Here is an 11,359-nt window from a genome sequence, read left to right as displayed (position 1 = left end):
ATTTAACAAGGTTAACACAGTAAAAGCAAATTATGCAAAAAAATAAAAAATATGTTTTTTATTCAAAAGTTTTAATTCCTTTCATAACGGCTACGACCTTATACTTAGGGGTGGCTTACGGAATAGGGCTTCCGCTGCCGGACATCGGCGCTGTTTCCGCCCAGATTCAGTCCGTCGAGACTTCGGCAGGCGGCGCTTTTTCGGCTTTGCAGGGTCTTGCGGGAACGCTCGGTTATGCCCCCGGAGCCTCCGGCGGACCGCTTTTTAATCCGGGGCCCGGCCTGTCAGAGGCAATGGCAACCGCAGATAAGTTGACGGCGGATGTGTCAAAAATGCAGGAGCAGTATCAAAATATCATAATTAATTATGATAAATTGGGGCATTTGGTTAATTCGGTCGAAAATGCCGTAAATAATGTTAATAATTTGAACAATCAAATAAATAATGCTTTTGCCCGGATTCCGCAGGAGTTAACGCAAAGCGATGTTTATGCCTCTTCGCCCCAAAATCTGGTTTCCGATATTAATATAGAAGAGTCGGAATTTCAAAATCTTAATAACGAAAGCGGTTCCTATAGCCCTCAGGATTTTATTTCCGGCGCTTCTATGCCCGGCACGGGAGTATTAAATAGAAGCAGTCTTAAAAACGAATCGCGGCAGTTTACAGGCGGAGCTGTTTATAATGCCGACGGAAACAGCGGAAACATTAATCCGGCGGTAAATTGCGCTTCCTACGACAACGGCTATTATTTTGACGGTAAAGGAAATTACACGGCTGGATGCACTGATCCGGTAAACGGATTTGTGATTGATGCGGCATCTTCAAATCTTTATAATGCGGGCGTTTCTGCCGCAAGGGCTCACAAAGCAGAGCTTGAAGGGGATGGATTCATGAATGAAATAACAAGCGGGGCATTAAATAACAGCAGTAATTATTACTCGTATCAGAGTTCAGTTTTAACCTTAATAGCGGAGGAAGACGCCGCAAATTTAAAAAACCTCGGATATATCGAGAGCCAGTTAAAACAGATGGAATTGTCCAAATCGGCAAGCGAGATTAAAAAAGAGCATGTAGGGGCAATTATTTTACCTCAAAGCAATAATATTCCCGGTATGAATTTTTATAACAAAACGACGCTGTGATTATTACCGTTTATATCCAAAAATTGCCGATAGAGATTGTTAAACATATTGCAATGCATTAAGAACACTGGATTCCCGCTTTCGCGGGAATGACACCCAACGGGTGAACTTTTAAAATCCCTCAAAGTCATTCCCGCGAAAGCGGGAATCCAGAAAAATAAATTTCTATCGGCAATTTAGAGTTATATCAGGCTTAGCCTCACCATTCTTATCTTATGCTATATTGTTCCGATGGTTGCGGGGTTAGAGGGATATTTTCGGGAATTTTTTTAATTAATGTATGCCCAATTAAACACATAAACACGGGATGCGCAGGAGAATAGAATGAATAGAATGGGGAAGATTTTATCATATTTGACGGTTATAATCTCTGTAATTATCGTTACTAATTTTGTTTTATACAAGGCAGGGCTTGCGATGGCCGCGCCGGCTCCCGTGCCGACACCGTCAACGGGCAGCGTAAATTCCGCAAGCGCAGGTTCGGATATAAATGAATCGTCCCTATCCATATCTAAACTGAGCAACGGACAGGACTTTAACATACTTTCGATAGATTCTATCCCGCCGGCGCTTGACAGTAATTCTACAATGAGCAGTTTTATGTCTTACATGTTTTATTTTCTGTTTGCTCTGGGGATTGTGCTGTCCTTTTTTGAAGGCTACAGGTCGGAGTTAACGGATAAGTCTTTCAGTTATTACGGCTTGTTTTTAAGAACGGGACTTATCGCCGCAGCCTTTTTGTCATGGAAACAGACCGGTTTTTCAAACTTTGCCCAGATAATTTTAACCCTTGCGGACAGGCTCCAGATTTATCTTTTAAAACAAAATGTATATAACATAGGCGAATCGGTTTCGCAAATCGTTTCTTCCATTTCGGGCAGTCTTCACAATGTATCGATCCCAACCGTATCGTCGAATGGAACCGCTTCCGCTAAGAGCGGCTGGAATTTAAACCCGGTGTCGTGGTTTGCAGGCGCGGTTCACGCAATAACTGGAACTATACTTATGGGAATATTGTGGTTTTTATTTAATCTTTTTTATTTAATTATACAGTTGATTATGGCATTCGTTCAGCTGATACTTCTGGGGTTATTATTTTCCATATGCCCGATTATTCTCGGGTTTGAAACCATACCGTACACAAGAGGTATCTTTGGAAAATGGATGAAAATGTTTATCGAAATTTCATTTTGGGGAGTTATGGTTGCATTGGAACAGCTTATATTTTTTACCGTATTAGGAAAAATCGTATCGATTAATATTCCGTCTTCCGAAACCGGAATGGGTAATATACTCGGAGTTTTTACATTTGCCGAGGCCGTAACTATTTTTATCGTAATGATTCTTATCAATGTTACCGTTCCGTATTTTATAGGAAAATTATTCGAGGGTATAAGCAATGACGCGCATGAAAGAATTCAAGCAATATCAAAACCGTTTAAAAGTATAGCCGTTAAAACGGGAAATTTTAGAATTAGATGATAAGCCCGGATAATTTAGAAATTTTAAAATAATTATTAAAATAGGGCGATATGGGAAATCTTTTAAATTCAAAAGACGATATCAAAAAGAGAAATAGCAGGCTTTTCTATGAGATTTGGGGCGATCTGGAATCTCAAAACGCCGCGCTTAAGGTTGTAATACTTCTAATGTCTTTAATTTTAATAGCTGCGCTTTTTACATCTTTTTACACATATAAAATAAATAGGGTTCCGATAGTCATCAGGGTTAACAGCACCGGAAATGCAAGGGTTTTAAGAAATTTACCCTTTAATAACAGAGTCGGCATGGGTGAAATAGTATATTTTTCCAAAAGCTTTATAAAGGAATTTACGGGTTTTAATTCATTAATGATAAAAACCGAACTTTCGAGAGCGTTAAATAAGATGTCGCCCGGCTATGGAGAAAAAACCCTTAAAATGATTGTGAAAAACGGCTTTATTCAAAAAATGGAAAAAGCAGGCATCACATCCGTAATCAAATTTAAAAAGATAAAGCTAATAAGGCAGACGGTTAATCATGACGAGTTAAAACTTTATATCGTCAGGACGGTTATTTCCGATAACGATTCTAATATTAAAAACAATGCGGCATACGAAGATAAATTAATACTTAAAAGGGTAAAAAGAAGCGTGCAATATCCTTTTGGACTGGAAGTAGTTTATTTCAGCAGTTTAAAACTGGGAGGCGCCTGATCCTGCATGGATAAAATAAATAAAATAGATAAAAATAATCCCCATGTCGTAAGAGAAGAAGATTTGGAGCAAACCGACCCTGCTGCGCCGGATATTTACAATTCAGGCATAGCGGAAAAGAATAAGTTTTCAAATAAAGATTTTTTAAAATTTTTTAAACTTCCGCTTGTTGCCGTAGTTTTTTTGATAGCTATAATTTTAGCGCTAAAATTTTTATTTTTTCATAAATCAGGCAAAAATATAAGCAAAGATAAGAAACGGATTCTTAACCTTTATAAAAATAAAACGATAAAAGACGAAAAAAGATTTTCTCCATCCGTTTTTAATTATGCCGGAGGAAAGGGCGGTAAAACGGCTACGCCGGAAAAGCCGGCTAAGTTTAATGCTAAATTTAATAAAGAAATGAAAAAGCTAAACGGGAATATTAAATTCAATAAAAATTCAAAGAATAACGGCATTTACAGGCAAAATAGCGCATATCAAAATACGCTTCGCACTATGCCTCAAATAAACAAAAAGATGATTGTTTTTATTAAGGCAAGCTACGGTAAAGGCATTTTAGAGAGGGAAAGAGGAATAAACGAAGGCGGGCATTCCGTTAAAGCGGCGGATTATAAGCCCGCGCCGTCAAAACAAAACAGTGATAATAACAGCCGTAATAAAAGCGTTGTTATCCCGCAGGGAACGGTCGTAAGCGCCTACATAAAATACAAGGTATTTTCCTATAATACGGAAGTTCCGATTATAGCAATATTGTCAAACACCTTCTATTATCAGGGGAAGGCGGCATTGGAAAAAGGGGATGAATTCTTTGGAACGGTAAGCGTTAAACATTCGTTGAACAGGCTGAATATTTTGTTTAATGAAATTATTAAAAAAAGCGGACACAGGGTCGATATAGATGCCGCTGCAATGATGCCGGACGGCTCAGGGGGAATAAAGGGGGATGTGCATTATCGTTACGCCGGAAATATTCTTGCATCGGCGGCGCAGGGTATTGCCTCTGCGGCATCTATTTTTATAGGAGGAGGTTCGGGAATAAATTCCTCAAACCCTTATACATTTCAAAATCAGATAAGGGAAAACGTGGCTCAAAATGAGCTGAATCAGGCTCAAAACGGGATAAATAACTATGCTAATTCAAATCAAAACATCAGTATAACGCTCCCGAAAGATACGCCGATAAAGATAATGTTTCTTAAGCCTGCATATATAAAATAAAAAATTGGCGGAGGCGGAGCAATTGATACAGGACGGGACGGGCAATAATAACGGGAAAATAGAACTAATTATGAAAAAGCTTGACGGAATTAAAAACTGCCTTAATTCGCAGTTTTTAGAAAGAAAGGAGGCGGTAGATATTATTATATCGGCTATTATATCGAAAAAACATTCGATATTGATAGGGGAGCCGGGGCTTGCCAAAACCGCGATATTAAAAGCGCTGGCAAAACATGTGCGCGGCCTTAAGCTGTTCGATTTTCAGATGACGCCGGCGGCGGATGTAAATGATCTTTTATCTAAAAATACTAAAAATAAAAGAGGCATCGACAACTGTGATATAGCCTTGATAGACGAATTTTTTAAGGGGCCGCATTCCACGCTAAACTCGCTTCTTGCCATTATGAACGAAAGAATAATATATGCGCCCGAACCGCGTAAAATTCCTTTAATAAGCCTTTTTGCAACCTCGAACGAAAAGCCCGATAAATCATCAAATTCAAATCTTTTACCGCTCTATGACAGGTTTTTATTTCGCAAGGAAATACTGCCGATAAATGAAAAGGGCAATTTTAAGAAATTACTGGAAATACAAGGCGATTACAATTTTCAAAATATAAAGTTAAACCTTGACGATATAAATCTTTTAACTCATGCCTCCTGCAGCGTCTATTTTTCGGATGAAATTTTTAATGTCTTATATGAAATAAGGGAAGAGCTAAAAAACAAACAGGTTATCGTTTCTGACAGGCGGTGGAAAGAAGTGGTTAGAATAATAAAGGTTAATGCCTTTTTAAACGGGAGAGATTTTGTTAAGACCGAAGACATTAAGATTCTGGAATCTTCTTTGTGGACATATTATTCGGATATCAGGGCGGTAAAAAATATTATTAAAAGGGTAACGGCGCAGCGATTTGAAGAAAAACAATAGCGGATTGATTGTAAAAATTGGCGTATCCCTTTTAATATGGGGATTTGAGCTGTTTTATATTTTCATAATTTCAATTTTTTTTTCGGACAAAAGCATAGTTTATTATTTTGATTATTTTAAATATGTCAGGCTCTTTTTTATTTTAACGCCGGTAACAACATGGTTTATCTCGGCTTATACATTTTCGAATATGCTTTATAACAAATATTTATATCTCAAGCCGGAAAATAGAAATAAAAATGTTAAAAAATTTTCAAAAAAATTTGAACCGGCATGGCCGGAAGAAGGTGATTTCAAACTTGTGATAGGGGAAATTCATAATAGAGACGGAAGCAGAAAAGAAAAGCCCGACTGGCTTATTATGGATAAAAACGGTCTTTATACCGGGCTGATTATTTTCGGGGCAACTGGAACGGGTAAAACAACCGCCTGCGCATATCCGTATTTCGACCAGCTGGCAAATTGCAAAAAATGGGTGGAAGACGAAAGAATCGGCGGGCTTATACTCGATGTAAAAGGAGACTTTTGGAAGGAAGCGGTAAGAATTCTCGAAAGGAACGGCAGGCAAAGGGATATTATTGTAATCGAGCCGGGTTCCGGCTGTTATTTTAATCCTGTACATTATCCGCGGCTGGACGCTAAAGTTATTGCCGAAAGGCTGTATTCGGTTATAGAAAATATGAATTCAAACGACGGAAGACAGGACAGCTATTGGAAAGATAAATCTATTAACCTGCTTGCAAACTCTATCGGCTTAATAAGATCGTGCTTTGGTTATGTAACATTGAGCGATATATATGAGATTATTGCGGACGAAATAAAATTAAAAGACATGCTCGAATATGCCGGCAATTTGATAAACGCAAAAGAAAAGCGCTCAAACAACGGCAGGGCTGAAAAGGATGATAACGAAGATAATGCCGGGGGTTATTATGAAAATTATGACGATTATAACGCCTTAGACGAAATAAGGCTTGCCGCGGCATATTTTACGGGCGGAGATTTTCGCGGACTCGACGAAAGGACAAAGGCGATAATAAAAAGCGAATCCATGAGGGTTTGTTCCGATTTTATAAAACCGCTGTATAAGGAAACATTCTGCCCGCCGGAAGAAAAACTCAATTTTCCCGGCTTTCAGGATGTGATAAACAGCGGGAGAATAGTCATCTTAAGAATGCCCGAATCCAAATATGGTTTAACGGGAAAGGCAATCGGCATCATGCTTAAACTTGACTATTTCAGGACGGTTTTAAACAGGGTTTATAACTCGGCGGCGGATAGCGCCATTAACATTAAAAGGCCGGTAGTTTTTATATGCGACGAATATCAAAATTATGTAACATCGGGAGATATAGAATCGGATGCGGAATTTTTTGCAAGATGCAGGCAATCGAAGGCGATAAACATAGTTCTTACGCAGGGCTACAGTTCTTTAAAATTAAAACTGGGGTCGGAAGAAAGGCTTAATTCGCTGCTCGGCAATATAAGGTCTTCCGTATGGCTTTCATTAAGCGACGACTATTCGAGGGAAAAGGCTTCGAAGATATGCGACAAGGAATATAAGTTAAAAATAACGGAAAATATAACGGAGCAGGATGACGGAGCCAGATTCAACCCGTATGTCGGCGGACTCCTGTCCGAAGATAACACTATTTCGCAGGGTACGACTAAGACATATGAAAAAATGCCTTCTTTCGATACGAACGATTTTGCCGGTTTAAAATTAAATCAGGCTATTTACAGGATATATTCAGGAGGCGGGATAAAGGGACCCGGGATTGTTTATCTTCATCCGATTTATAAACCGAAATTAAAAAGTTATTTCGAACAATGAGTGTAAAATTAACAGGTGTGGGGTAAAAAAATGAAAAACACGCATGGATCGGGATACGGTTATGAACTCGATATTTTTGAATTAATTTTTCTTGTTTTTAGCGGATTGTTTGTTCTTTTTTATTTTACCGATCATGATTTTAAATATCTCGTTAATTCTTTTTATCTGTTTATCGGTTACTCTTTTAAGCGGTATCCGGTCGTAGTAATTCTTTACGCCGCAAATTTTTTTATGTTTTTCGCGGGAGCGCACAGCCTATATGTGCGAATTTTCGAGATAAGGCTTACGGGTTCAAAGCTTAAAATGCATAATAAATTAGAAAAATATAAAGAAAAGGATGGAGACGGAAACGGGGCTTACGGGAATTAATTTTAATAACCCGTTTGAAATAAAAATTGATTTCACGGAAGGAAAAAATAGTAAAAAGGGGTAAATATGGTTAAAAACAGGAATAAAAAATCTAAAATCACAGGTTTATTTTTAACGGCGTTAACGCTTTTTCCATTGTTTATTTTAAATTATTCTACCCGCGGCATCGGTATTGCAAACGCCACAAGTTATTCGAATATTAAAAAATACAGCTTCAAAAACAGGTCTTCAGTACATAAATTAGAGATAAAATCGGGGGTTATATATAAACTTAACACGGCTTTAGGGTATGTCAGCGTAATTACGCTTCCTGCAATTCCGTTGGATGTTGCCGTGGGCAATACGGGGGCATTTTCGGAGCAGGTCGTGGGAAGGCAGATATTTATTAAACCTATAACATATGATGCCGGCACGACAAGCAATCTCGAAATATTTACCAAATACGGCCTTATAAATATACTTTTAAGAATAAAAAACGCTAAACTCGTTACATACAATCTTAACCTCGCAAATACATTAAAAAATGTCTTTGCCTCTAATTACATCGAAAGCAAAATCGATAAATTAAAAACGGCTTTACTGCAAAAATATAAATCTAAGTTTGCAATATTAAACGAAAAAGGACTTAAGCTGAAAAAAGAAAAGAAGGATGTTATGAATTTAATACTTTTGGTTAATAGATTAAAGATAAACAAGACGGCGGGAAAGGACGGCATAACATTGACCGTTATATCTATAAGCCATATAAAATCGATTTATTATCTTGAATATCAGATAACCAATGATAACAATAAACCGTTTTTTATCAGGAATATATATCTATACAGGGAAGAGGGCGGAAGTTTTTTCAACGGTTATAACTCAAATGTTTTTAAAGTGATATATATTGTAAACCATGTTCCGCATAATGCTAAGTACATGCCTTATAAAATCGTAAAAAATGTGATTATTTTCAAAAAACCTGACATTAAAACGGGAGATAATCTCAAATTATCCATCCATACCATTCTTAACGGAAAACTCATTAAGTTGAGGATAGATAATATATTAAATAATTAAAAACTGACGGGCGGAAAAATTATAAACTATGAAATATATTAAATTAAATAAACTTTATAAATATAAATACTTAGTAATATATTCATTAAGTAATATATTAATTATTTGCCTGCTGTCCGGGTGCGCTCAAAATCCTCCTGGTTTTGGCTTAAGGCATTACAACGGCGCGGATAAATTGAAAAAAAAGGTTTTGAGAGATTCTTTGAAATTAAACAATATACCGGGTAATGAAATCAAAAATATATTAAGCGGGGAGAATAAAAAAAATCAAAATAAACATTCCATAAAATTAAAACCTTTGCTTCATCCCGCATTTATTTCAAATTCAAACATATCTTTAAAAAAATATAAAATGTTGAATATTTACAAAATAAGCATCGGTAAAATAATTAAAAGTCAAAATGGAAAATTTGAATTAACGATTCAATCGGTTCAAATAGAAGGAATTTTTGAATTAATAAATTTTTCCATAATAAATTTATCGGATAAAACGGTTAACTGCCGGATAGAATTATTTAAAAAATCCAAAAGCGGGGTCAGAGGATTGCCTTTTAAATCAAATCTGAAATATAAAACGCCCTTGAGCGGTTTAAAGAAAATTACCTGCGAAACGATATTTTTGGCGCGGGAGGACTTATCGAAAATAAGGCTTGCCGCTTACATAAATTATTACGACGGCAGCAATAATAAACTTGATAAATTAGTTTATAAATTTTAACCCTGCGTTAAACGCCCGATGGAAAATTTTAAAATTAGATTTTTTTTAGAAAAAAAATCGATATTTACGGCATTGCTTTGGTTTACTATTTTTTTAAACTGTATATCGCGGGCTTATGTTTCCTTTGGGTTTGGGTTTCATCGAAAAGGATATAAATTTTCTTATAAGTTATTTGACAAAACAATAATGTTTGCATCGAATAAATACAAAATACCCGCTCTATTTCTTATTGCGGTGATAAGGGCGGAAAGCAATTTTAACATCAACGCGGTAAGCCCTGAAGGGGCTGTAGGACTTATGCAGGTTATGCCGAATACGGCAAAAACCATGAATTTAAATGCCTTTAATCCTTTGATAAATATAATTGCCGGCGCCAAATACCTGCGCTATTGTCTGACGATGTTCGACTATAAACCGGTTCCGGCTTTAGCATGCTATAATGCAGGTCCAGGCTCTGTTAAAATAATATATGCAAAAAACCGCAGAGAATTTATTATTCCGCCTTACAGGCAAACGGAAATATATATAATGCGGGTTTATAAATATTACGATTATTACAGAAAATTATTGAAACATTAAAGAATGAAGAACAAATAAAATTGCTTAAAAAATATGTTATAATGTCGTAAAATTATATTAATATAGCATTAAAGGTTTTATATAATGACGCTATGGAATAATGATGCCGAAATTAAATTTTTCAAGGAGGCTTTGAAAAACTTTGCCTCGCCAGAACAACTTTTTTATAACTTACAAAGCGGTTATTACGCATATGTTCTAAAAGGAGAGGAAGCGGAACGGCGGCGTTGGCGGCGTTAAAGTCTGGGAGAAAGTATGTAGGCTATGATATAAATAAGGAGTATATCGACCTTGCGGAAAAAAGAATTTCACAGTTTTTAAACAATCAAAATTCATTATTTATTTCATGATTTAACCTTTCAATTTAAGTTTGCAAAGCAGCAATATGCCGCCCGAGAAATTATCGGCGAAAGAGCAGGAGCAGGGCATGAATTATTTGAAATTTGACAAGGTTTGACTATTTTATTAAAATTAACTAAAAATAATTAATTTATGCCTTACGATAACGATACTTTTAAATTATATTATAAGAGGGGGATGAGGGTATGAAAGAAAAAATCGGCAGAACGAGGGAAAGGATATTTTGGACGGTTTTTTTATTCTTGACGGTTGTTTTGAATATTTCTATTCTGAATACGGCGTTCGGCAGCAGGGCTTTTGCCGGTTCCGTTAATGGGATCTGCCATGGCGTTTACGCCTCCGATCCGGTTATTTACGCGCTATATCTAAAAGCGGCAAACCGGCCGGTTAATAAAGACGATATTACGACATACATAAAGATTGTCAATCCCGCTCAATATATGCATGACAGGTACAATCCGTTTTTATGGAAAAAACTTTTTTATGAGGATAAACAAAAATTAGAAAAGTTAATGAAGTTTGTAAGTTCGGTAAAATATTTTAAGGAATATATCAGGGCGGACATCAGCAGTTATAATTTTAAAAAGCACGGGTTTTATCTGTCATATTACAGGTCTGACAGGACTATAGAAAATAGAATGAAAACCCGCAGGAATATTAATTTTATCAAAATCAAGCACGGCAACATCTATTACCTGTTTCACAATTTAACCATTGTCCATAAAAATGCGGGAGATTTTAATTTTTTAATTATGCCCGAAAATGATGCCGAAAGTTTCATCAATAAAAGAACCGGTACATTTGGGCATATTAAAAAATCTGTCTTTTTGGAATACTACTTTGTTCCTTTAACGGCGAAAAATGATATTTTAACCGTAAAGGTTGCATGCGTAAAAGTATATAATAACAAACATAAGAATTTCTTGATTGGGGTTATTAAATAAGTTATAC

At 36.4% G+C, this 11,359-nt stretch carries 12 protein-coding genes; all 12 read left to right on the top strand.

Translation table 11 applies throughout. From position 1 onward, the window contains the following. Nucleotides 1–32: 32 nt before the first annotated feature. Nucleotides 33–1,142 (top strand): hypothetical protein, encoded by a 1,110-nt coding sequence (locus EVJ47_05365; GenBank protein RZD14597.1) that lies wholly within the window; start codon nucleotides 33–35, stop codon nucleotides 1,140–1,142. Nucleotides 1,143–1,466: 324 nt separating this feature from the next. Beyond that, nucleotides 1,467–2,624 carry a hypothetical protein gene (locus tag EVJ47_05360; GenBank protein RZD14596.1) on the top strand — a complete coding sequence of 386 codons (1,158 nt, stop codon included), beginning with the start codon at nucleotides 1,467–1,469 and terminating at the stop codon, nucleotides 2,622–2,624. A 50-nt stretch (nucleotides 2,625–2,674) separates the two neighbouring features. Beyond that, nucleotides 2,675–3,337: a hypothetical protein gene (locus EVJ47_05355; protein ID RZD14595.1), complete on the top strand. Its 663-nt coding sequence runs from the start codon at nucleotides 2,675–2,677 to the stop codon at nucleotides 3,335–3,337. Between the two features lie 6 nt (nucleotides 3,338–3,343). Beyond that, nucleotides 3,344–4,558 carry a hypothetical protein gene (locus tag EVJ47_05350; GenBank protein ID RZD14594.1) on the top strand — a complete coding sequence of 405 codons (1,215 nt, stop codon included), beginning with the start codon at nucleotides 3,344–3,346 and terminating at the stop codon, nucleotides 4,556–4,558. 22 nt (nucleotides 4,559–4,580) lie between these two features. Further along, on the top strand, nucleotides 4,581–5,489 hold the full coding sequence (locus EVJ47_05345) for a MoxR family ATPase (GenBank protein ID RZD14593.1): 909 nt from the start codon (nucleotides 4,581–4,583) through the stop codon (nucleotides 5,487–5,489). Then, on the top strand, nucleotides 5,473–7,323 hold the full coding sequence (locus EVJ47_05340; GenBank protein RZD14592.1) for a hypothetical protein: 1,851 nt from the start codon (nucleotides 5,473–5,475) through the stop codon (nucleotides 7,321–7,323). The genes EVJ47_05345 and EVJ47_05340 overlap by 17 nt, the downstream gene beginning before the upstream one ends. 30 nt (nucleotides 7,324–7,353) lie before the next feature. Next, nucleotides 7,354–7,692: a hypothetical protein gene (locus tag EVJ47_05335; GenBank protein RZD14591.1), complete on the top strand. Its 339-nt coding sequence runs from the start codon at nucleotides 7,354–7,356 to the stop codon at nucleotides 7,690–7,692. 66 nt (nucleotides 7,693–7,758) lie between these two features. Beyond that, nucleotides 7,759–8,751, top strand: coding sequence for a hypothetical protein (locus tag EVJ47_05330; GenBank protein ID RZD14590.1), 993 nt, complete (start codon nucleotides 7,759–7,761; stop codon nucleotides 8,749–8,751). Between the two features lie 28 nt (nucleotides 8,752–8,779). Then, on the top strand, nucleotides 8,780–9,469 hold the full coding sequence (locus EVJ47_05325) for a hypothetical protein (GenBank protein ID RZD14589.1): 690 nt from the start codon (nucleotides 8,780–8,782) through the stop codon (nucleotides 9,467–9,469). Nucleotides 9,470–9,487: 18 nt separating this feature from the next. Continuing rightward, the gene (locus EVJ47_05320) at nucleotides 9,488–10,048 is read left to right on the top strand and encodes a lytic transglycosylase domain-containing protein (GenBank protein RZD14588.1); all 561 of its coding nucleotides are present in this window, start codon (nucleotides 9,488–9,490) and stop codon (nucleotides 10,046–10,048) included. Nucleotides 10,049–10,239: 191 nt separating this feature from the next. Continuing rightward, nucleotides 10,240–10,398, top strand: a complete 159-nt coding sequence (locus EVJ47_05315; GenBank protein ID RZD14704.1) for a hypothetical protein — start codon at nucleotides 10,240–10,242, stop codon at nucleotides 10,396–10,398. Nucleotides 10,399–10,593: 195 nt separating this feature from the next. Further along, entirely contained in the window at nucleotides 10,594–11,352 is a 759-nt protein-coding gene (locus tag EVJ47_05310; GenBank protein RZD14587.1) for a DUF4852 domain-containing protein, read from the top strand. The last annotated feature ends 7 nt before the right edge of the window (nucleotides 11,353–11,359 follow it).

Origin of the sequence: Candidatus Acidulodesulfobacterium ferriphilum, from assembly GCA_004195035.1 — a bacterium.
GTDB classification, from domain to species: domain Bacteria; phylum SZUA-79; class SZUA-79; order Acidulodesulfobacterales; family Acidulodesulfobacteraceae; genus Acidulodesulfobacterium; species Acidulodesulfobacterium ferriphilum.
This window is presented reverse-complemented; position numbering and strand designations above follow the sequence as displayed.

Coding starts and splice junctions, on each gene's coding strand:
- EVJ47_05365 (RZD14597.1), top strand. CDS start 33: ATGCAAAAAAATAAAAAATATGTTTTTTATTCAAAAGTTTTAATTCCT.
- EVJ47_05360 (RZD14596.1), top strand. CDS start 1,467: ATGAATAGAATGGGGAAGATTTTATCATATTTGACGGTTATAATCTCT.
- EVJ47_05355 (RZD14595.1), top strand. CDS start 2,675: ATGGGAAATCTTTTAAATTCAAAAGACGATATCAAAAAGAGAAATAGC.
- EVJ47_05350 (RZD14594.1), top strand. CDS start 3,344: ATGGATAAAATAAATAAAATAGATAAAAATAATCCCCATGTCGTAAGA.
- EVJ47_05335 (RZD14591.1), top strand. CDS start 7,354: ATGAAAAACACGCATGGATCGGGATACGGTTATGAACTCGATATTTTT.
- EVJ47_05330 (RZD14590.1), top strand. CDS start 7,759: ATGGTTAAAAACAGGAATAAAAAATCTAAAATCACAGGTTTATTTTTA.
- EVJ47_05325 (RZD14589.1), top strand. CDS start 8,780: ATGAAATATATTAAATTAAATAAACTTTATAAATATAAATACTTAGTA.
- EVJ47_05320 (RZD14588.1), top strand. CDS start 9,488: ATGGAAAATTTTAAAATTAGATTTTTTTTAGAAAAAAAATCGATATTT.
- EVJ47_05310 (RZD14587.1), top strand. CDS start 10,594: ATGAAAGAAAAAATCGGCAGAACGAGGGAAAGGATATTTTGGACGGTT.